This window comes from Magnetospirillum sp. XM-1 (genome assembly GCF_001511835.1).
In the GTDB taxonomy this organism is placed as follows: domain Bacteria; phylum Pseudomonadota; class Alphaproteobacteria; order Rhodospirillales; family Magnetospirillaceae; genus Phaeospirillum.
On sequence record NZ_LN997848.1, the window covers coordinates 330,646 to 351,994 of the forward strand.

A 21,349-nucleotide genomic window follows, 5' to 3' on the forward strand; every position below is an offset into this window, starting at 1 on the left:
CCGGTAAGAGGAACACCCATGACCGCCAAACCCCGCTTCGCCGTCGTGCTGTCCGGTTGCGGCGTCTATGACGGCGCCGAGATTCACGAAGCCGTGCTGACCCTGCTGGCCATCGACCGCCAGGGCGGCGCCTATCAGTGCTTCGCCCCCGACCGTGCCCAGATGCATGTGGTCAACCACCTCACGGGCCAGGAAGCTTTGGGTGAAAGCCGCAACGTGCTGGTGGAATCGGCCCGCATCGCGCGCGGCGCCATCAAGCCACTGGCCGAGTTCAGCCCGGCCGATTACGACGCCCTGGTCTTCCCCGGCGGCTTCGGCGCGGCCAAGAACCTCTGCACCTTCGCGACCCAGGGCCCCGACTGTTCCGTCGACCCCGACACGGAAAAGGCGGTCAAGGCCATGGCGGCGGCGGGCAAGCCCATCGGCGCGCTGTGCATCGCGCCCGCCCTGATGGCCAAGATCTTCGGCCAAGGCATCGACGTCACCATCGGCTCGGACCAGGGCACCGCCCAAGCCATCGAGGCCATGGGGGCGCGGCACACCCAGGCCGGCCATGGCGGCGTGGTGGTGGACAAGGCACGCAAGGTGGTGACCTCGCCCTGCTACATGCTGGACTCCTCCATCAGCCAGATCGCCGACGGCGCCGAGAACACGGTGAAGGCCCTGCTGTCGCTGATGGGACGCTAAGTGGCCCGCAAACGGAAAGGCGATCCCGTTCACGGCTGGCTGGCCATCGACAAGCCCTTAGGCCTCGGCTCCACCCAGGTGGTGTCCCGGGTCAAGCGCATCCTGAACGCCGCCAAGGTCGGCCATGGCGGCACGCTCGACCCGCTGGCGTCGGGCGTGCTGCCCATCGCGCTGGGCGAGGCCACCAAGACGGTGCAATACGTCATGGACGGGGCCAAGACCTACCGCTTCCAGGTACGCTGGGGCGAGGCGACCGCCAGTTGCGACAAGGAAGGCGAGGTGACGGAAACATCGCCCAACCGCCCGACCGAGGAGGCCATCCACGCCGCCATCCCCGCCTTCCTGGGCGAGATCGACCAGATCCCGCCGGCCTTCTCCGCCATCAAGATCGACGGCCAGCGCGCCTACGACCTGGCCCGCGCCGGCGAGGAGGTGGAGATCAAGCCGCGGCGCATCGCCATCCATTCGCTCGCCCTGCTGGGCCGCCCCGACGAAGACCACGCCGATTTCGAGGTCCATTGCGGCAAGGGCACCTATGTGCGCTCGCTGGCCCGCGACCTCGCTTTGGCTCTCGGCACGGTGGGGCATGTCTCGGTGCTGCGGCGCGTGGCCTGCGGCCCGTTTACTGAGCAAAACGCGATTTCCCTTGAATCCCTGGAGGACTTGAGTCAAGTTCCCGCCCCTTGGACCTTTCTGCTTCCCATCGAGACCGCGCTGGACGACATCCCGGCCCTGGCCCTGACGGAAAGCGAGGCCCGCCGCCTCCAGAGCGGTAATCCCGTCGCAGTGATGCACGTGGTTTCCCGGCATCCGCAGGCTGAACTCGCCGAAGGCACATTGTGCCGGGCGATGCAGGCAGAGCGGCTGGTGGCGTTGGTTCGCATCGAAAGCGGCGAAATCCGCCCGGTGCGGGTCATGAATCTCACCGATGAATAGGAGTAGACGATGTCGATCACTGCCGAGCGTACCCAGGAACTCGTCAAGGAATACGCGACCAAGGAAGGTGACACCGGTTCCGCCGAGGTCCAGGTCGCCATTCTGTCGGAGCGCATCCGCAACCTGACCGAGCACCTGAAGTCGCACAAGAAGGATTTCCATTCGCGTCGCGGCCTGCTGATCATGGTCGGCCAGCGCCGCCGCATGCTCGACTACCTGAAGGCCAAGGACAACAAGCGCTACGAGAGCCTCATTGGCCGCCTCGGTCTGCGCAAGTAATCCACACAGCCGACTTACGAAGGCCGGGCGTCGCCTGGATCGCACCCGCGCGGGGATGGCTCCGCGCGGGTGTCCGCGTTTGTGCCGCAGGAAAGCGGCCGCCGCGAAAAATTGACGCCGGGACCGACCGCAATCCGGCGGCGGTCCTAAACATAAGGAAGTGACTTACATGTCCATGTTCAATGTCCACCGCAAGGAACTCACCTGGGGCGGCCGCAAGCTGGTTCTGGAGACCGGCAAGGTCGCCCGCCAGGCCGACGGCGCCGTGATGGCCACCTACGGCGAAACCACCGTGCTGTGCACCGTGGTGGGCGCCAAGAGCCAGAAGCCCGGCATCGACTTCTTCCCCCTGACGGTGAACTACCAGGAGAAGGCTTTCGCCGCGGGCAAGATCCCCGGCGGCTTCTTCAAGCGCGAGGGCCGTCCGAGCGAGAAGGAGACCCTGGTCTCCCGCCTGATCGACCGCCCCATCCGCCCGCTGTTCGCCGACGGCTTCCGCAACGAGGTGCAGGTGGTCTGCACCGTGCTGTCCCATGACCTCGAGAACGATCCCGACATCGTCGCCATGGTCGGCACCTCCGCCGCTCTGACCATCTCGGGCCTGCCCTTCATGGGTCCGGTCGGCGCCGCCCGCGTCGGCTATGTGGACGGCAAGTACGTGCTGAACCCGCTGGTCGGCGATCTGCCCAAGAGTGATCTCGACCTGGTGGTCGCCGGCACCACCGAAGGCGTGCTGATGGTCGAATCCGAGGCCAAGCAGCTGTCGGAAGAGGTCATGCTGGGCGCCGTGATGTACGGCCACAAGGAGTTCCAGGCGGTGATCCAGGCGATCATCGATCTGGCCGAGGAATGCGCCAAGGACCCGTGGGACCTGCCCGCCCCCCCCGCCGAGGTGGCGGTGGTCACGGCCAAGTTCGCCGATGCCGGCGTCCCCGCCGAGATGGCCGAGGCCTACAAGATCATCAAGAAGCAGGACCGCTACGCTGCCGTGGGCGAGGTCAAGAAGAAGGCCCTGGCCCTCTTGTCCGAGCCGGCCGAACTGGCCGTCGCCGGTGGCATCCTGAAGCACCTGGAAGCCGACGTGGTGCGCGGCAACATCCTGAAGACCGGCGTGCGCATCGACGGCCGCGACACCAAGACCGTTCGCAAGATCGAGGTTGATGTCGGCGTTCTGCCCCGCGCCCACGGTTCCGCCCTGTTCACCCGTGGCGAGACCCAGGCCCTGGTGGTCGCCACGCTGGGCACCGGCCAGGACGAGCAGATCATCGACCAGCTGGCGGGCGAGTACCGCGAGCACTTCATGCTGCACTACAACTTCCCCCCCTACTCGGTGGGTGAAGCCGGCCGCATGGGTTCGCCGGGCCGTCGCGAGATCGGCCACGGCAAGCTGGCCTGGCGCGCCATGCGTCCCTGCCTGCCGGTGAAGGAGAGCTTCCCCTACACCATGCGCGTGGTCTCGGAGATCACCGAGTCCAACGGCTCCTCGTCCATGGCGACCGTCTGCGGTTCGTCCCTGGCCATGATGGATGCCGGCGTGCCCCTGCCCAAGCCGGTGGCCGGTATCGCCATGGGCCTGATCAAGGAAGGCAACGACTTCGCCGTGCTGTCCGACATCCTGGGTGACGAGGATCACCTGGGCGACATGGACTTCAAGGTGGCGGGCACCGTCGATGGCGTCACCGCGCTGCAGATGGACATCAAGATCACCTCGATCACCGAGGAGATCATGAAGATCGCGCTGGGTCAGGCCAAGGACGGCCGCATCCACATCCTGGGCGAGATGAACAAGGGCCTGGATCACGCCCGTGATTCGGTGTCGGGCAATGCTCCGCGCATCACCACCATCTCCATTCCCAAGGAGAAGATCCGCGAAGTCATCGGCACCGGCGGCAAGGTCATCCGCGAGATCTGCGAGCAGACCGGCGCCAAGATCGACATCGACGACGACGGCACCATCAAGGTGGCCTCGGTCGACGCCGATGCCGGCCAGCGCGCCATCGACTGGATCCGCGGCATCGTCGCCGAGCCGGAGCTGGGCGTGATCTACAACGGCAAGGTCGTGAAGGTGGTCGATTTCGGCGCCTTCGTGAACTTCCTGGGGTCGCGCGACGGCCTGGTCCACATCTCGGAACTGGCCCGCGAGCGCGTCGCCAAGACCGCCGACGTGGTCAAGCAGGGCGACGTGGTCAAGGTCAAGGTCCTGGGCTTCGACGACCGCGGCAAGGTGAAGCTGTCCATGAAGCAGGTGGATCAGACCACCGGCGAGGACATCTCCGCCCAGCTGGAAGCCGAGCGCGCCGAGCGCAAGAAGGAGCGTCACCACGAGGATTGATCCTCGGCGTGACTTCCGACGAGAAAGGGCGCGGTTCCGAAAGGGACCGCGCTTTTTTCTTGGGCGTCAGGTTCCCATCTTTTCGTCATCGCCGGGCTTGACCCGGCGATCCATGCCGTGCCGAATTCCAGGCGCTCTTGGCGCGGCCGGACGTGGATGCCCGGCACGAGGCCGGGCATGACGAACCCTTGGAGACAGCCCATGACCGACAAGGTGGTGAAGACCGACGCCGAGTGGCAGGCGCAATTGACCCCCGGCCAATACGCCGTGACCCGCCAGAAGGCGACGGAACGCCCCTTCTCCGGCGAATACGACCACCTGTTCAAGCCCGGACGCTATCATTGCGTCTGCTGCGGCCAGGAACTGTTCGCCTCGGAAGCCAAGTTCAACTCCGGCTGCGGCTGGCCCGCCTTCTCCATGCCCGCGACGCCAGACGCGGTGGCGGAAGAACGCGACCGCAGCCACGGCATGATCCGCACCGAGGTCCTGTGCTCCCAATGCGACGCCCATCTGGGCCACGTCTTCGACGACGGCCCGGGGCCGACGGGCCTGCGCTATTGCATCAATTCCCTGTCGCTGAAATTCGAGAAGTCAGAATAGCCGCAACTGATCCCCCACCCGGGGCGGCGGCTTGAACCGGGAACAGTCCAGCGTCACCCGTCCGCCCGTCAGGCCCAGCTTGCGTACCGCCACGTGGAAGCGGTTTGCCAGCAGGCGGGCGTGCTCGCCTTCACCGCTCATGCGTTTGCCGAAGCGGGGATCGTTGAGCCGGCCGCCCCGCTGCTGCGCCATCAGGGACAGCACATGGGCCGCCCGCTCGGGAAAATGGGCGTCGAGCCACTCGGCGAACAGATCCTTCACCTCGTAGGGCAGGCGCAGCAGGGTGAAGCCCGCCGCTGTCGCCCCGGCGTCGCTGGCCGCCGCCAGGATATCCTCCAACTCGTGGTCGTTGATGCGCGGGATCATGGGCGCCGCCATCACCATGGTGGGCACGCCCTCGGCCGACAGGCGGCGAATGGCTTCCAGCCGCCGGGCGGGCGACGAGGCGCGGGGCTCCAGCTTGCCGTGCAGGCGGGCGTCCAGCGTGGTGACGCTGACCGCCACCGCCGCCAGCCCTTTGGCGGCCATGGGACCCAGGATGTCCACATCGCGGGTCACCAGAAAGCCCTTGGTAGTGATCATCACCGGATGATGAAAGGTGGCCAGCATCTCGAGGCAGCCGCGCATGATCTGCCAGTCGCGCTCGATGGGCTGGTAGGGATCGGTGTTGGTGCCGAAGGCGATGGGAGCGGGCCGGTAGCCGGGCTTCCTCAGCGCCGCCTCCAGCAAGACGGCTGCGTCGGGCTTCACGGTCAGCCTGGTCTCGAAGTCCAGGCCCGGCGACAGGTCGAGATAGGCGTGGCTGGGCCGGGCGAAGCAATAGACGCAGCCATGCCCGCAGCCACGATAGGGGTTGACCGAACGGTCGAAGGGAATGTCGGGCGAATCGTTGCGCGTCAGGATACTGCGCGCCCGCTCCACATGGATGGTGGTGCCGGGGGCGGGCCGCTCCTCCTCGACCAGGTCCCAGCCGTCATCCACCGCCTCGGCGCTCAGGCAGTCGAAGCGGGGCGTGGGGTTGGAGCGCGCACCGCGCGCCTTGGGCCAATCCTGGGATGCCATGACGCCGAACATATCATGAACATCATTCGGCCGTCGAGCGCCCCGTCACTCCAGTTCCCGGAACATCACCATGGCGTCCACATAGCCGCAAACCGGATGCAGGAAGGCGCCGGGCAGGTTCGCCAGCACCCGGAAACCCAGGCGCCGCCATAAGGCCACGGCGCGGTGATTGGTGGAGACCACGAAGTTGAACTGCATGGCGCGGAACCCCAGCCCGGGCGCGGTCTCCAGGGCATGGGCGCACATGCGTCGCGCCACGCCGCGCCCTCCGGCATCCGCATGGGTCATGAAGCCGCAATTGGCAACATGGGAGCCGCCGCCCTGCTGGTTGGGCTGTAGGTAATACGTCCCCAGCACCCGCCCCTCCTCCTCGGCCACGAAGACCCGGTGCGGTTCGGCGAACCAGTAGTCCAGGGCTTGCTCGCGGCTCCAATCGCGCGGCAGGGCATAGGTCTCTCCCGCCCGGATCACCGGCTCAAGAATAGACCAGACGGCATCGCGGTCGGCGGCCTGGGCAGAACGGATCGTCATCATTGCCCAACCCTACCGCCGCCGCATTGACCTGCCAACGGATTTGGCCTAACACCAGCGGACCATCGCATTCGAAGGAACTTTCCCATGGCGGACGGACATTCCACTCCCGTACTCGGCATCATCGGCGGCTCTGGCGTCTATGACATCGACGGGCTGACCAACAAGGAATGGCGCCGGGTGGAAAGCCCGTTCGGCCCCACCTCGGACGAGTTCCTGTTCGGCGAGCTGGACGGCCAAAAGCTGGTGTTCCTGCCCCGCCACGGGCGCGGCCACCGCATCCCGCCGTCGGAGCTGAACTTCCGCGCCAATATCGACGCCATGAAGCGGGCCGGCGTCACCGAGATCCTGTCGGTCTCGGCGGTGGGCTCGCTCAAGGAAGAGCTGCCGCCCGGCACCTTCGTCATCGTCGACCAGTTCATCGACCGCACCTTCGCGCGCACCAAGAGCTTCTTCGAGACCGGGCTGGTGGCCCACGTCTCCATGGCGCACCCCACCTGTGGCCGCCTGGGCGACATGGTGGAAGCGGCCGCCAAGGAAGCCGGCATCGTCGCCGTGCGCGGCGGCACCTATCTGGTGATGGAGGGCCCGCAATTCTCCACCCAGGCCGAAAGCAACCTGTATCGCCAGTGGGGCTGCGACGTCATCGGCATGACCAACATGCCTGAGGCCAAATTGGCCCGCGAAGCCGAGATGTGCTACGCCAGCGTCGCCATGGTCACCGATTACGATTGCTGGCACCCCGACCACGACGCGGTCACCGTGGACGCCATCGTCAAGGTGCTGCTGGCCAATGCCGATCGCGCCCGCTCGCTGGTCAAGACCGTCGCCCCCAAGGTGACGGGCCGCACCGCGCCTTGCGCCAAGGGCTGCCACACCGCGCTCGACAACGCCATCATCACCCATGGTGAAGTCCGCGACCCGGCCGTGGTGGGCAAGCTGGACGCGGTGGCGGGACGGGTGCTGAAGGGCTAGGCTTCGCCTAGCCCCTAGGAGCAACGCGACGCGCGCCTTATGGCGCGGAAAGCCAAGCGGGCCGAAGGGCCGCGCCCGGCGCCTGAGGGACAAGAAGGACTCATCATGCTGATCAACGGCACCCCCTACCGCACCATCTGGCTGGGCGCCGACGGGCGCGTGGTCGAGATCATCGACCAGACCCGGCTGCCCCACGAATTCGTCACCGTGGCGCTGACATCCCTCGATGACGCCGCCAAGGCCATCAAGGACATGTGGGTCAGGGGCGCGCCGCTGATCGGCGCCACCGCCGCCTACGGCATGGCCCTGGCCTGCCTCGATGACGCCTCCGACAAGGGGCTGGAGAAGACCTACGCGGTGCTGCACGCCACCCGGCCCACCGCCATCAACCTCAAATGGGCCCTGGACGAGATGATGGCGGTGTTGAAGCCGCTGGCCGTCAAGGACCGTATCGAGGCCGCCTACGAGCGCGCCGGAGATATCTGCGACGAGGATTCCGCCCAGAACGCCGCCCTTGGCGTCCACGGCGCCAGGATCATCGCCGAGCATTACAAGGCCAAGGGCCGCACCATCAACATCCTCACCCACTGCAATGCTGGCTGGCTGGCCACGGTGGATTGGGGCACGGCGCTGGCCCCCATCTACAAGGCCTTTGACGCCGGCATTCCCGTCCACGTCTGGGTGGACGAGACGCGGCCGCGCAACCAGGGCGCCAGCCTGACGGCGCGGGAATTAAACTGGCACGGCGTGCCCCACACGGTGATCGCCGACAATACCGGCGGCCACCTGATGCAGCACGGCATGGTCGACCTGTGCATCGTCGGCACCGACCGCACCACGCGCAACGGCGACGTCTGCAACAAGATCGGCACGTACTTGAAGGCCCTGGCCGCCAAAGACAACAACGTGCCCTTCTATGTCGGCCTGCCCAGCCCGACCATCGACTGGACCATCGCCGACGGGGTCAAGGAGATCCCCATCGAGACCCGCTCGGCCCGCGAGCAGACCCATATCTTCGGTCGTACCGAAGACGGGGTGGTGCACGAGGTCCAGGTGACGCCCGATGGCTCGGCCGCCGTCAATTACGGCTTCGACGTCACGCCGGCCCGCCTGGTCACCGGCCTGATCACCGAACGTGGGGTCTGCGCGGCCTCGCCGGAGGGGTTGAAGGGGCTGTTCCCGGAGAGGGCGTAAGGACAGGGCGGGCGGGACGCCCGCGCTCCGAATAAGGTCGTCTCAATGGAGCGCGGGCGTCCCGCCCGCATCACCCCTCGTCCTCGCCCGCATCGTCGATGGCGGTGGCGCCAAGGGCCAGCAGGGCCTCGACGCCGGCATCGGGGATGGCTTCCACCTTGCGCAATTGGCGGTCGATGGCGCGCTTTCTCACCGCCACGTCGTCGATGGTCTTCGACGCTTCCTGCAGCTTCTTCTGCACCTTGTCGAGCACGTCGCCGTACTTGCCGAACTCGGTCTTGACCGCACCCAGGATCTCCCACACCTCGCTCGAACGCTTCTCGATGGCCATGGTCTTGAAGCCCATCTGGATGGCGTTGAGGATGGCGCCCAGCGTGGTCGGCCCGGCGGCGACGACCTTGTAGTCGCGCTGGATCAGGTCCACCAGGCCGGGTCGGCGCAGCACCTCGGCGTAAAGCCCCTCGGTGGGCAGGAACAGGATGGCGAAGTCGGTGGTCACCGGCGGATTGACGTATTTGTCGCGGATGTCGCGGGCGAAGGATTTGACCCGCGCTTCCAGCGCCTTGGCGGCGACCTCCACCGCATCGGCATCGGCGCGCTCGACGGCCATCTGCAGGCGCTCGTAATCCTCGTTGGGGAACTTGGAATCGATGGGCAGCAGCACTTCCGGCTCGTCGTCGCCCTTGCCCGGCAGGCGGATGGCGAAGTCGACACGCTCCAGGCTGCCCTTGCGGCAATTGGCTTCGCGCACATACTGGTCGGCGCGGAAAATCTGCTCCAGCAAGGCGCCCAGCTGCACCTCGCCCCAGGTGCCGCGGGTCTTGACGTTGGTGAGCACCCGCTTCAGGTCGCCGACGCCGCTGGCCAGATTCTGCATCTCGCCCAGGCCCTTGTGCACCTGTTCCAGCCGTTCGCTGACCAGCTTGAAGGATTCGCCCAGGCGCTTTTCCAGGGTGCCCTGCAGTTTCTCGTCCACGGTCTGGCGCATCTGCTCCAGCTTGGCGGTGTTCTCGCCCCTGAGCTTGTCCAGATGTTCCGAGACCACGCGGGTCTGCTCCGACACGGTCTTGCCGATCCCCTCGCCCAGCTGCTTGATGCCGCCCAGCACCTCTTCGCGAAGCGCGCGGGCCTGGGTGGCCTGGTCCGAGCGGAACTCGGCCAGCTTGGTCTCCACCAGGATGCGCAGCTCGGTGTGGTACTTGTCGGCGCTGGCGGCGGAAGCGGTCTGATGGTCGCGGATCATCTCGGCGGTCTCGCGCCGGTCCTGGCGGGCCTCGTCGCGCAAGACCCGCTCCAGCCGGTCGAGACGCTCGGACAGGTCGTCCCGTTTGCGCAGCAGCAACAGCACCACGCCCACCAGGGCGAGCAGGGAGAGACCAGCGGAGATCAGGGCAAAATCCATGGCAAGCGTCCGAACATTACGGGAACGATTGCCTTGTAGCACGCATCACGGGCGGCGGTAAACCACGAACACCAGCCGCGCCGCGCCGCGCGGGCGCTCGTCGGCGATCTCGAAACCGGCGGGCGGGGTAAAGGCCTCGTCGGCGGCCACTTCCACCACCGCCAGGGCGCCCTCCTCCAGCCAGCCCTTGGCGGCGAGCCCCTCCAGGCAGGGCGCGGCCAGCCCGGAATGATAGGGCGGGTCGAGGAAGGCCAGGGTGCAGGCATGGGGGGCAACGGGGGGCTTGGCGGCGTCGGCGCGGATCACCTTGGTCCGCTCCTCCTCCCTCAGCGCCTTCACATTGGCGTAGACGGCGGCCAGGGGCTGCGCCGCCAGTTCGAGGAAGCAGGCATGGGCCGCGCCGCGCGACAGGGCTTCCAGGCCCAGGGCGCCGGAACCGGCGAAGGCGTCCACCACGCGGGCATCCTCCATCTCCACCAGATCGGAATGCACCAGGATGTCGAACAGCGCCTGACGCACCCGGTCGGCGGTGGGCCGGGTATCGCGGCCGGACGGAGCCTCCAGGCGGCGGCCCTTATGAAGACCGGCGACGATGCGCATCGCGGGACTTTTCCTTCTTGGCGTCGGCGGCGCGCTTGTCCTCGGCCAGCTTCTGCTTGCGCGCCCGGGCGGCGACCCGCTGCTCCTTCTCGCGCTCGCCGGCCGGCTTGTGCTCGGCCTTGGGCTTCAAGACCGTCTTGCCCTCGCCCATCTGCTCGCGCAGGACCTTGCCCGCCACCTCGTCGGCTTCGCCTTCCGCCAGGGTGCCCAGCTGGAAGGGGCCGTAGGAGACGCGGATCAGGCGCGACACCGGCCAGCCGAGATATTCCATCACCCGGCGGATTTCGCGGTTCTTGCCTTCCTTCAGCGAGACGGTCAGCCAGGCGTTGGCGCCCTGGCGACGGTCGAGCGTCGCGCTGATGGAACCATAGGCCATGCCGTCGATGGTGATGCCGTTCTCCAGCCGGGCCAGGGCGTCCTCGGACACCTCGCCATGGACCCGCACCCGGTAGCGCCGCACCCAGGCGTTGGAGGGCAGCTCCAGCTTGCGGGCCAGCTCGCCGTCATTGGTCAGCAGCAGCAGGCCCTCGGAATTGAGGTCGAGGCGGCCCACCGAGATGACCCGGGGCATGCCTTCGGGCAGGTGGTCGAACACCGTGGGGCGCCCTTCCGGGTCCCGGTGGGTGGTGACCAGACCGGCGGGCTTGTGATAGCGCCACAGCCGGGTCTTTTCCGGCTCGGCCAGCGGCGTGCCGTCCACCAGCACGATGTCGCCGGGGCCGACCACGCAAGCCGGGCTGTCCAGGGTCTTGCCGTTGACCGAGACGCGGCCCATCTCGACCCAGCGCTCGGCCTCGCGGCGCGAGCACAGGCCGGCGCGGGCCAGACGCTTGGCTATTCTTTCCCCTTTTTCCTCGGTCATCGGCACGCTCCAACGAAGGCCCGCAGCAGGGCGGAATCCGCCGGGCTGATGTCATATTCGGGATGCCACTGGACCCCGATGCAGAAAGCCTTGCCCGTCGCCTCGATGCCCTCGATCACCCCGTCGGGGGCGATGGCGTTGACGACGCAGCCGGACGCCACGTCGCGCACCGCCTGGTGATGGGCCGAGTTCACGGGAATGCGCGTCTCGCCGACGATGGCGGCAAGCTGGGTTCCGGTGGCGATCTCCACCCAGTGGCCGGGCTCGGAGCGGGAATTGGGCTGCTCGTGGGCCAGGGCGCCCGCCACCTCGTCGGGAATGTGCTGGATCAGGGTGCCGCCCAGCGCCACGTTGAGCAATTGCTGCCCGCCGCAGATGCCGAGGATGGGCATGTCGCGCTCCAGCGCGCCCCGCACCATGGCCAGTTCGAATTGGGTGCGCCCGGTCTTCAGCACCAGCCCGGCGCGGGCCTCGGCGCCGAACAGGGCCGGGTCAATGTCGAAGGCGCCGCCGGTGACGATCAGCCCGTCGATGCGCTCGAGGAAGGCGGCGGCCAGACGGGGCTCGTGCGGAAGCATCACCGGCAGCCCGCCGGCGCGGGCCACGATCTCGGCGTAATTGCGACGCAGCGCGTACCACGGCATGCGGGAATAGCCGCCGGGCTCCTCGCTGTCGAGGGTGATGCCGATAAGGGGGGGCGAGAGGCTCATATCCCTGTCTATACCCCCCTGGGGCCAAAGAAGAAAGGCCCGGGCGAAACCGCCCGGGCCAGTTTGTCCGGCATCAGGGGATGCTGGAGGGTGATCTTTTAAGGAATCATCCAGGTGAAGACATAGGCCTGGAGCGTGGTGATCACGCCGATGATGCACACGAAGAAGATGCTGTGCTTCAAGGTGAAGCGGAACAGGTTCGACTCGTGGCCCACCAGGCCCACGGCGGCGCAGGCCACCGCGATGGACTGGGGCGAGATCATCTTGCCGGTGACGCCGCCGGTGGTGTTGGCGGCGACCATCAGGATGTCGCTGATCCCCAGTTGCTTGGCGGTAGTGGCCTGCAGCGCGCCGAACAGGGCGTTGGACGAGGTGTCCGAGCCCGTGAGGAACACGCCCAGCCAGCCCAGCACCGGCGAGAAGAAGGGATAGACGTCGCCGGCACCGGTCAGCAGCAGGGCCAGCGTGGTCGACAGGCCCGAGGCGTTGGCCACATAGGCGAAGGCCAGCACCGTGCCGATGGTGTAGATGGGGCGCTTCAGCTCGTTCAGGGTCTCGCCGAAGGTCTTCAGGCCGTCCGAGCCCTTCATCCCCAGCATGACGATGGTGATGATGGCCGAGATCAGGATGGCGGTGCCGGTGGCCGACACCAGGTTCAGGGTGTAGACGGCCGGCACGGCCTTGGCGGCGGCGACGATCGGCGGCACCTTGGACACCAGGTTGTGCAGGTAGGGCACTTCCCAGTTGATGTTGGTGAACAGCAGCTCGCCGCCCTTGGCGAACATCGCCTTGAAGGACTTCAGGCTCCACACCGTCACCACGGCGGTGAGGATCAGGAACGGCGCCCAGGCCTTGGCGATCTGGCCGGCGGTGTAGTCGTGGGAGTGCTTCTCGTCCGCGCCCTCGGCCTTGAAGCGGAAGATGTTCTTCGGCTGCCAGAACTTGAGGAACACGGTGATGCACACCAGGCTGATCAGCGCCGAGGTGATGTCGGGCAGCTCCGGACCGATGTAGTTGGAGGTGAACCACACGCCGAAGGCGAACGAGCCGCCGGCCACCAGGATGGCGGGCCAGGTCTCGCGGACGCCCTTGAAGCCGTCCATGATGAACACGATCCAGAAGGGCACGAACACGGCCAGCAGCGGCAGCTGGCGGCCGGCCATGGCGCCGATCTTGAAGGGGTCGAGGCCCGAAACCTGGCCGGCGACGATGATCGGAATGCCCATGGCGCCGAAAGCCACCGGAGCGGTGTTGGCGATCAGGCACAGGCCGGCGGCGTAGAGCGGGTTGAAGCCCAGGCCCACCAGCAGGGCGGCGGTGATGGCCACCGGCGCGCCGAAGCCCGCCGCGCCCTCGAGGAAGGCGCCGAACGAGAAGCCGATCATCAGCATCTGCAGACGCTGGTCGGCGGTGATGGACACCACCGAGGCGCGGATGATCTCGAACTGGCCGGTTTTGACCGTGACCTTATAGAGGAACACCGCACCGATGATGATCCAGGCGATGGGCCACAGGCCGAACAGGAAGCCCTGGACGCCCGCCATCAAGGCCGAGGCGACCGGCATCTTGTAGAACACGATGGCCACCGCGATGGACAGCAGCACCGTGATGGTGCCGGCCACATGGCCCTTGAGCTTCAAAATCGCCAGCGCGACGAAGAAGAAGATGATCGGAATGGCGGCGATCAGTGACGACAGCCACAGATTGCCGGCCGGATCGTAAACTTGCATCCAGGCTTGCATGGTGCCTCCCCGAAGGTTCGACCGTGCATCCTTCAAGATGCCGGCGAGGTGTTGGCGTTGAACGTTTTTTGAATCGTGGTAACAAAATTTGACCAGATGATGACGGTGGATAACTCACTTCGTCATCCGCTGTAAATGGAAAAGTTGCCATGCCAAAAATCCATGGTTGGATATGACCTCACCCCGTCCTATCCTGAAGGCATGATTCACGCCGCCCCCCACGCCACCGCCATTGATCCCGGCACAGAGCAACCCGCCGCCGACCCGCTGGCCCGCCTGCTGCAGGCCCATCCCGAGACGGTCTTCGACTATTTCGAATTCCGCCGGGTGATGGCCGGCAACGCTGCCGCCCTGGCGGCCGAGCGGGCCACGGACGAGGACCTCGCCCGGATCCGGGCCTGCCTGGAAGCCATGGAGAAGGCCCACGCCCTGGACGATCCCGCCCAGGAGGCGGCGGCCGACGCCGAATTCCACCTGGCCATCTACGAGGCCGCCCACAATCTGGTGATGGCCCAGGTGATGCGCCGCGTCTTCGACATGCTGAAGGTCGGCGTGTTCTACGACCGCATCGACCTCTATCGCCGGCGTGGCGTGCGCGACGCCTTCCTGCGCCAGCACCAGGCCATCTGGCAGGCCATCGCCTCGGGCAATCCCGAAGTGGCCCGCGCCACGGCCGAAGCCCACATCAATTCCACCGAGGAAGCGCTGCGCGAGGCCCAGTTCGCCAATTCCCGCCGCGACGTGGCGCTGCGCCGCCGGGCGGGCTCGGACCTGATCGGGCGGGCTCGCGATGGGGCCAGGGACAGCGCCCGATAATTTTGGCAAAATAATTTTACCACTTTACGCTCTTGGTAAGAATGCTGTAACCATGGTGGCGCCGGAGCCGAAAGCCCCGGCCAAACAATCACTGGTGGAACGCCCATGCCCAAGCAGCCCCGCCCGGAAAGCGTCTACTTCTTCGGAACCTGCCTGATCGACCTGTTCTACCCCGAAGCCGGACTGGCCGGGATGGAGCTGCTGAAGCGCGAAGGCCTCAAGGTGGTGTTTCCGCCCAAGCAGACCTGCTGCGGCCAGCCGGCCCGCAACAACGGCTATCAGGACGAGGCCCGCGCCGTGGCCCGGCTGCAGCTGGACGCCTTTCCCGGCGAGAGGCCCATCGTGGTGCCGTCGGGCTCGTGCGCCGGCATGATGAAGACCCATTACCCCGAGATGTTCGAGGGCACCCCCGACCACGCCCGCGCCGTGGCCTTCTCCAAGCGGGTGTTCGAGCTGACCGAGTTCCTGGTGGACGTGCTGGGCGTCAAGCTGGTGGACAAGGGCGAGAAGGTGACCATCACCTGGCACCCGTCCTGCCACTCCCAGCGCGAGGCCGGGGTGGTGGAGCAGCCCAAGGCCCTGCTGCGCCAGCTGTCCAACGTCACCCTGGTGGAGAACCCGCGCGAGAAGGAATGCTGCGGCTTCGGCGGCGCCTTCGCGGTGCGCCAGGCCGAGATCTCGGCCGCCATGGTCGCCGACAAGGTCGCTTCCATCGAGGAAACCGGGGCCACCAGCGTGGTGTCGGGCGATTGCGGCTGCCTGATGAACATCACCGGCGCCGCCGAGAAGAGTAAGAAGGGCTTCAAGGGCCGCCACATCGCCGAATTCATCCTGGAGCGCTGCCATGGTCGCTGACGCCCACAAAATGGAGTTCGGCGCCAAGGCCCATGTGGCGCTCAACGACCCCAAGCTGCGCGCCAATTTCCGCCGCGCCATGGACGGGCTGATGACCAAGCGAGCCGTCCAGTTCGCCGACGGCGACGAGTGGACGGCGTTGCGCGCCCGGGGCGCGGCGGCGCGCGCCAATTCCCTGGCCAAGCTGCCCGAACTGCTCGAGCAGTTGGAAGCCAATTGCCTGAAGAACGGCATCCAGGTCCATTGGGCCGAGACCACCGCCGAAGCCAATTCCATCGTGCTGGGCATCCTGGAGGCGGCGGGCGCCAAGACGGTGATCAAGGGCAAGTCCATGGTCACCGAGGAGATGCACCTCAACGCCCATCTGGAGCGCAACGGCATCACCCCGGTGGAATCCGACCTGGGCGAGTACATCATCCAGCTGGCGGGCGAGGCCCCCAGCCACATCGTCATGCCCTGCATCCACAAGAACAAGGGCGAGATCGCCGAGCTGTTCCACGACAAGATCGAGGGCCAGCCCTACACCGAGAACGTGGACGAACTGACCGCCGCTGCCCGGGCTGCGCTGCGCGGCGCCTTCGCCGGCGCCGACGCCGGCATTTCCGGCGTCAACTTCGCGGTGGCCGAGACCGGCACCCTGGTGCTGATCGAGAACGAGGGCAACGGGCGGCTGTCCACCACCTTGCCGCCACTCCACATCGCGGTGACCGGCATCGAGAAGGTGTTGGAAAAGCTCGACGACGTGCCGCCGCTGCTGTCGCTGCTGCCCCGCTCGGCCACCGGCCAGCCCATCACCACCTACGTCAACATGATCTCGTCGCCCCGAAAGGACGGCGAGAAGGACGGACCCAAGGCGGTGCATCTGGTGCTGCTGGACAACGGGCGGTCCCGCGTCCACGGTGACACGGAACTGCGCGACACGCTGCGCTGCATCCGCTGCGCCGCCTGCATGAACCATTGCCCGGTCTACACCAGGGTCGGCGGCCACACCTACACCTTCACCTATCCCGGCCCCATCGGAAAGCTGCTGACGCCCCAGCTGGAAGGCATCGACTGCGCCGGCGACCAGCCGCACGCCTCGACGCTGTGCCGGGCCTGTGCCGACGTCTGTCCGGTGCAGATCCCCATTCCCGACCTGCTGGTCCGGTTGCGCACCGAATCCGTGCGTCCCGCCGCGCCCGGCGCGGTCAAGGGCGCCGGCTCCATGGCCTCGGCTTCCGAGACAATGGGCTGGAAGGGCTGGACGCTGCTGTACGGTTCGCCGCTCGTCTACCGCATCGGCACCCGTCTGCTCGGCTGGTTCGGCAATCTGGTGCCGTCTTCCGCCCCCATGCTGAAGCAATGGACCTCGGTCCGCACCAAGCCGAAATTCGCCCCCAAGAGCCTGCACGAACTGGCCCGCGAGAAGGGGTTCTGTGATGAATAGCCCGCGAGAACGTATTCTCGGCCGCCTGAAGGCCGCGCCCAAGGCCGCCGCGCCGCCGCGCCCCGACTGGACGCCCCCCTCCTATGACGCCCAGGCCCGCAAGGCCAAGTTCAAGGCCATGCTGGAGGCGTCCCACGCCGAAATTCACGAGGTCACCGCCGCCGACTGGCCCCAACGGCTGAAATCCATCCTGGCCGACAAGGGCGTGGGCTGCATGGTCTACGCGCCCGCCACCCCCGCCGGACGGCTGTTGGCCCAGGCCTGGGGCAAGGACGCCCCCGAGCTGGTCGCCTATGACCGCTCGGTCGAGGACTTCAAGGACGTGCTGGTCTCCAAGGCCGATGCCGGCTTCACCTCCACCAAGGGCGGGATCGCCCATACCGGCTCGCTGGTGCTGTGGCCGACGCCCGACGAGCCCCGGCTGATGAGCCTGCTGCCGCCCATCCACGTGGCCCTGGTGGAGGAAGCCAGCCTCACCGATTCGCTGGCCGAGACCATCCGCGTCCAGGGCTGGGCCAATGGCATGCCCACCAACGCCGTGCTGGTGTCCGGCCCTTCCAAGACCGCCGACATCGAGCAGACCCTGGCCTATGGCGTCCATGGGCCCAAGGAACTGATCGTCCTGCTGATCGGGAGTGAGTCTCCGTGAGCCGTAATTCGCCTGCCCCCGACTATTCCGCCCTGCTGCAGGACCTCGCCGGCGTGATGCCGGTGAACCGGCTGGTCACCGACCCGCTGCGCCGTCTGGCCTATGGCACCGACGCCAGCTTCTACCGCCTGGTGCCCCAGGTGGTGGCCGAGGTCAGGGACGAGGACGAGGTCAGGGGCCTGCTGGCCGCCTGCCGCCGCCACAACGCTCCGGTCACCTTCCGCGCCGCCGGCACCTCGCTGTCGGGTCAGGCGGTGAGCGATTCCGTGCTGATGATCTTAGGGACCGGCTGGACCCAGGCCGTGGTCGAGGAGCAGGGCAAGCGCATCCGCCTGCAGCCCGGCGTGATCGGCGCCGACGCCAACCGCCGCCTCGCCGCCTTCGCCCGCAAGATCGGCCCCGACCCGGCCAGCATCGATTCGTGCAAGATCGGCGGCATCGCCGCCAACAACGCCAGCGGCATGTGCTGCGGCACCTCGGACAATTCGTACCAGACCATGATGTCCATGCGTCTGGTCCTGGCCGACGGCACCCTGGTGGATACCGGCAACCCGGACAGTGTGGCCGCCTTCCGCGCCAGCCACGCCGACCTTTTGTCCCGGCTCGACGAGATGGGCAAGCGGGTGCGGGGCGACAAGGCCCTTTTCGAGCGCATCCGCAAGAAGTTCGCCATCAAGAACACCACCGGCTATTCCCTGAACGCCCTGGTGGACTTCACCGATCCCTTGGACATCCTCACCCATCTGATGATCGGGTCCGAGGGCACGCTGGGCTTCATCGCCGAGATCACCTACCGCACGGTGGCCGAGCACGCCAACAAGGCCAGCGCGCTGTTGCTGTTCCCCGACATCGCCGAGGCCTGCCGCGCCGTGGTGGCCCTGAAGAAGGCCCCGGTCTCCGCCGTCGAGCTGATGGACCGCGCCTCCCTTCGCTCGGTCGAGGACAAGCCCGGCATGCCGGCCCAGATCCGCGGCCTGGCCGAGGGCGTCACCGCCCTGCTGGTGGAAGCCCGGGGCGAATCCGGCGACGCGCTGGCCGCCAATCTGGCCGAGATCGGCAAGGTGCTGGCCGGCTTCACCACCGTGTTCCCGGCCGAGTTCACCAACGACCCGGCCGAGTACGGCAAGCTGTGGAAGATCAGGAAGGGCCTGTTTCCGGCGGTGGGCGCGGTGCGCAAGGTGGGCACCACGGTGATCATCGAGGACGTGGCCTTCCCCATCGAATCGCTCGCCGCCGCCACGGTGGACCTCGAGCGTCTGTGCCGCAAGCACGGCTATGCCGAGGCGATCATCTTCGGCCATGCGCTGGACGGTAACCTGCACTTCGTCTTCACCCAGGATTTCGGCATCAAGGAGGAAGTGGACCGCTACGCCCGCTTCATGGACGAGGTGGCCGAACTGGTGGTGGCCAAGTATGACGGCTCCTTGAAGGCCGAGCACGGCACGGGCCGCAACATGGCCCCCTTCGTCGAGATGGAATGGGGGGCCGAGGCCACCCAGTTGATGTGGGACATCAAGCATCTGCTCGACCCCGATTGCATGCTCAATCCCGGCGTGCTGCTGGACCGCGACCCCCGCGCCCACCTCGCCAACCTGAAGCCGCTGCCCGCCGCCGACGCCCTGGTCGACACCTGCATCGAGTGCGGTTTCTGCGAACGCATGTGCCCCAGCCACGGCCTGACGCTGTCGCCCCGCCAGCGCATCACCTCGTGGCGCGAGATTTCCCGGCGCGCCGCGACAGGCGAGAACGCCGACGAGCTTCGCCGTCTCTACGACTACCAGGGCATCGACACCTGCGCCGCCTGCGGGCTGTGCGCCACCGCCTGTCCGGTGGGCATCGAGACCGGCAAGCTGACCAAGTCCTTGCGCGGCCGCCGCCTGGGATCGGGCGCCCATGCCGTGGGCCAGTGGACGGCCAGGCATTACGGCGCGGCGCTTGCCGCCACCCGCTTCGGCCTGGGCGCCGCCGGGCTGGTCAGCAAGGTGGCGGGAACCGGCGCCATGGCCGCCATGGCCGGAGGCTTGCGCAAGCTGTCGGGCGGGCGCACGCCCAAGCTGGGCGAGCATCTGCCCACCAAGGCCGCCTTCACGCCCCCTCTCAACGCCCAGGTGGGCGAGCGGGTGGTGTACTTCCCCACCTGCGCCGCCCGCTCCATGGGCCCCGCCGCCGGCGATCCGGAGAAGGAATCCCTGCCCACCGTCATGACCCGCGTGCTGCAGCGCGCCGGCTTCGGCGTGGTGATGCCCGACGGGCTGGACAATCTGTGCTGCGGCCAGGCCTTCGAGAGCAAGGGCCTCCAGGCCACCGCCGACGCCAAGGCCGCCGAGTTGGAGGCCGCCCTGTTCCAGGCCAGCGAGCATGGCAAGCTTCCCATCGTCATGGACGCCTCGGCCTGCGCCTGGCGCATGAAGACCTATCTGGGCGAGCGCCTCACGGTGCTGGATTCGGTGGAGTTCCTGCACGACGCGGTGCTGCCCCGCCTCTCGCCCGATAAGCAGACCCAGCCGGTCCTGGTCCACGTCAATTGCGGCGCCCGCAAGATGGGCCTGGACGACAAGATGGTGGGCCTGGCCAAGGCCTGCGCCTCGCAGGTGGTGACGCCGGACGGCGTGGGCTGCTGCGGCTTCGCCGGCGACAAGGGCTTCACCACGCCCGAACTCAACGACCATGCGCTCCGCCATCTGGCGCCCCAGGTGCCGAAGGGCTGCGAGGCCGGCTACTCCTCCAACCGCACCTGCGAGATCGGCCTGGCCGACCACGCCGAGGTGCCCTACCGCTCCATCGTCTACCTGCTGGATAGAACGACGCGGTAAGGACTTGCCGACGCCGCCCCCTCGTGCCAGCTTCTCCTTAAGTTAAATACGCAAGGAGATACCGGAATGAGCGAGCTGGTGCTAAGCCACGTGGAGAGCGGCGTCCAGGTGGTCCGCATGAACCGCCCGGACAAGAAGAACGCCCTGATCGGCGAGATGTACGCCGCCCTGGCCGCGGCCTTCGCCCGGGGCGAGGCCGACGACGAGGTCGCCGTCTTCCTGATTCTCGGCAGCCAGAACGATTTCTCGGCCGGCAACGACCTGCCCGACTTCCTGACCTGGCAGGCGCTGACCGGTTCGGTGGCCGACACGTTCATCCGCTCCGTGGCCGGGGCGAAGAAGCCGGTGGTCGCGGCGGTCAGGGGTGCCGCCATCGGCATCGGCTCGACCCTGCTGCCCCATTGCGATCTGGTCTACGCCGCGCCGGGCACCCGCTTCCACATGCCGTTCATCAACTTAGGGATCGTGCCGGAAGCAGGCTCCAGCCAGACCATGCCGGCCCTGGCCGGGCATCGCCGCGCCGCCGAGATGCTGATGCTGGGCGAACCCTTTGGCGTCGAAACCGCCGAGGCCATCGGCCTGATCAACGGCGTGGTGCCGGGCGAGGATCTGGAGGAAACCGCCATGGCGGCGGCGCGCAAGCTGGCGGCCAAGCCGCAGGCGATCCTGCGGCAGATCAAGGCGCTGATGAAGACCCCGCCCGAGCCGATCATGGATCGCCTTTCGCGCGAGTCCAAGGTGTTCGACCAGTGCCTGAAGGGAGAGGCCCTGAAGGAAGCGGTCTCGGCCTTCAAGGAGAAGCGGACGCCCGATTTCTCCAAGTGCCGCTGATGCGGCCGGGACGGCCGCGCTCCACGCCGATGCGGAGCGCGGGCATC

At 67.3% G+C, this 21,349-nt stretch carries 20 protein-coding genes; 13 read left to right on the top strand and 7 right to left on the bottom strand.

Annotated features, from left to right (window positions below):
• Positions 1-18 precede the first annotated feature (18 nt).
• The 5 genes from elbB (at position 19) to msrB (ending at position 4,834) form a co-directional block, all read left to right on the top strand.
• On the top strand, positions 19-687 hold the full coding sequence (gene elbB, locus XM1_RS01590) for an isoprenoid biosynthesis glyoxalase ElbB (protein WP_068428690.1): 669 nt from the start codon (positions 19-21) through the stop codon (positions 685-687).
• Positions 688-1,623 (top strand): tRNA pseudouridine(55) synthase TruB, encoded by a 936-nt coding sequence (gene truB, locus XM1_RS01595; protein ID WP_068428693.1) that lies wholly within the window; start codon positions 688-690, stop codon positions 1,621-1,623.
• A 9-nt stretch (positions 1,624-1,632) separates the two neighbouring features.
• Positions 1,633-1,902 carry a 30S ribosomal protein S15 gene (gene rpsO, locus XM1_RS01600; RefSeq protein ID WP_009870465.1) on the top strand — a complete coding sequence of 90 codons (270 nt, stop codon included), beginning with the start codon at positions 1,633-1,635 and terminating at the stop codon, positions 1,900-1,902.
• A 169-nt stretch (positions 1,903-2,071) separates the two neighbouring features.
• Positions 2,072-4,234, top strand: a complete 2,163-nt coding sequence (gene pnp / locus XM1_RS01605) for a polyribonucleotide nucleotidyltransferase (RefSeq protein ID WP_068428696.1) — start codon at positions 2,072-2,074, stop codon at positions 4,232-4,234.
• 201 nt (positions 4,235-4,435) lie between these two features.
• The gene (msrB, locus tag XM1_RS01610) at positions 4,436-4,834 is read left to right on the top strand and encodes a peptide-methionine (R)-S-oxide reductase MsrB (protein ID WP_156428607.1); all 399 of its coding nucleotides are present in this window, start codon (positions 4,436-4,438) and stop codon (positions 4,832-4,834) included.
• On the opposite strand, the gene XM1_RS01615 is transcribed toward msrB, so the two are convergent.
• Together XM1_RS01615 and XM1_RS01620 are read right to left on the bottom strand one after the other, a co-directional pair.
• Positions 4,826-5,896 carry a PA0069 family radical SAM protein gene (locus XM1_RS01615; RefSeq protein ID WP_068437366.1) on the bottom strand — a complete coding sequence of 357 codons (1,071 nt, stop codon included), beginning with the start codon at positions 5,894-5,896 and terminating at the stop codon, positions 4,826-4,828. The two genes, msrB and XM1_RS01615, sit on opposite strands and share 9 nt — an antisense overlap.
• A 45-nt stretch (positions 5,897-5,941) precedes the next feature.
• Positions 5,942-6,430 (bottom strand): GNAT family N-acetyltransferase, encoded by a 489-nt coding sequence (locus XM1_RS01620; RefSeq protein ID WP_068428701.1) that lies wholly within the window; start codon positions 6,428-6,430, stop codon positions 5,942-5,944.
• A gap of 84 nt (positions 6,431-6,514) precedes the next feature.
• On the opposite strand from XM1_RS01620, the gene XM1_RS01625 reads away from it, so the two are divergent.
• Together XM1_RS01625 and mtnA are read left to right on the top strand one after the other, a co-directional pair.
• Positions 6,515-7,402 carry an S-methyl-5'-thioadenosine phosphorylase gene (locus XM1_RS01625; RefSeq protein ID WP_068428704.1) on the top strand — a complete coding sequence of 296 codons (888 nt, stop codon included), beginning with the start codon at positions 6,515-6,517 and terminating at the stop codon, positions 7,400-7,402.
• 105 nt (positions 7,403-7,507) lie between these two features.
• The gene (gene mtnA / locus XM1_RS01630; RefSeq protein ID WP_068428707.1) at positions 7,508-8,596 is read left to right on the top strand and encodes an S-methyl-5-thioribose-1-phosphate isomerase; all 1,089 of its coding nucleotides are present in this window, start codon (positions 7,508-7,510) and stop codon (positions 8,594-8,596) included.
• Positions 8,597-8,666: 70 nt separating this feature from the next.
• Here mtnA and XM1_RS01635 read toward each other — a convergent pair whose 3' ends face one another.
• The 5 genes from XM1_RS01635 to XM1_RS01655 all read right to left on the bottom strand — a co-directional run bounded on the left by XM1_RS01635 (position 8,667) and on the right by XM1_RS01655 (position 13,912).
• Positions 8,667-9,998 carry a DNA recombination protein RmuC gene (locus XM1_RS01635; RefSeq protein WP_068428710.1) on the bottom strand — a complete coding sequence of 444 codons (1,332 nt, stop codon included), beginning with the start codon at positions 9,996-9,998 and terminating at the stop codon, positions 8,667-8,669.
• 45 nt (positions 9,999-10,043) lie between these two features.
• Positions 10,044-10,598 (bottom strand): 16S rRNA (guanine(966)-N(2))-methyltransferase RsmD, encoded by a 555-nt coding sequence (gene rsmD, locus XM1_RS01640; protein WP_068428713.1) that lies wholly within the window; start codon positions 10,596-10,598, stop codon positions 10,044-10,046.
• Entirely contained in the window at positions 10,573-11,460 is an 888-nt protein-coding gene (locus XM1_RS01645) for a pseudouridine synthase (protein ID WP_068428715.1), read from the bottom strand. Before XM1_RS01645 ends, rsmD begins: the two co-directional genes overlap by 26 nt.
• Entirely contained in the window at positions 11,457-12,170 is a 714-nt protein-coding gene (locus tag XM1_RS01650; RefSeq protein WP_068428718.1) for a gamma-glutamyl-gamma-aminobutyrate hydrolase family protein, read from the bottom strand. Before XM1_RS01650 ends, XM1_RS01645 begins: the two co-directional genes overlap by 4 nt.
• A gap of 98 nt (positions 12,171-12,268) precedes the next feature.
• Complete coding sequence (locus XM1_RS01655) at positions 12,269-13,912, bottom strand: lactate permease LctP family transporter (protein WP_068428721.1); 1,644 nt, start codon at positions 13,910-13,912, stop codon at positions 12,269-12,271.
• A gap of 201 nt (positions 13,913-14,113) precedes the next feature.
• Here XM1_RS01655 and XM1_RS01660 point away from each other — a divergent pair, with 201 nt between their 5' ends.
• The 6 genes from XM1_RS01660 (at position 14,114) to XM1_RS01685 (ending at position 21,302) form a co-directional block, all read left to right on the top strand.
• Complete coding sequence (locus tag XM1_RS01660; protein WP_231920653.1) at positions 14,114-14,728, top strand: FCD domain-containing protein; 615 nt, start codon at positions 14,114-14,116, stop codon at positions 14,726-14,728.
• Between the two features lie 105 nt (positions 14,729-14,833).
• The gene (locus XM1_RS01665) at positions 14,834-15,583 is read left to right on the top strand and encodes a (Fe-S)-binding protein (protein WP_068428727.1); all 750 of its coding nucleotides are present in this window, start codon (positions 14,834-14,836) and stop codon (positions 15,581-15,583) included.
• A complete protein-coding gene (locus XM1_RS01670; RefSeq protein WP_068428729.1) occupies positions 15,573-17,009 on the top strand; it encodes a LutB/LldF family L-lactate oxidation iron-sulfur protein in 1,437 nt (478 codons plus the stop codon). Before XM1_RS01665 ends, XM1_RS01670 begins: the two co-directional genes overlap by 11 nt.
• On the top strand, positions 17,002-17,658 hold the full coding sequence (locus XM1_RS01675; protein ID WP_156428609.1) for a lactate utilization protein: 657 nt from the start codon (positions 17,002-17,004) through the stop codon (positions 17,656-17,658). The genes XM1_RS01670 and XM1_RS01675 overlap by 8 nt, the downstream gene beginning before the upstream one ends.
• Positions 17,659-17,714: 56 nt before the next feature.
• Entirely contained in the window at positions 17,715-20,471 is a 2,757-nt protein-coding gene (locus tag XM1_RS01680) for an FAD-binding and (Fe-S)-binding domain-containing protein (protein WP_068437369.1), read from the top strand.
• A gap of 66 nt (positions 20,472-20,537) precedes the next feature.
• Complete coding sequence (locus XM1_RS01685) at positions 20,538-21,302, top strand: enoyl-CoA hydratase-related protein (protein ID WP_068428735.1); 765 nt, start codon at positions 20,538-20,540, stop codon at positions 21,300-21,302.
• Positions 21,303-21,349: the final 47 nt, after the last annotated feature.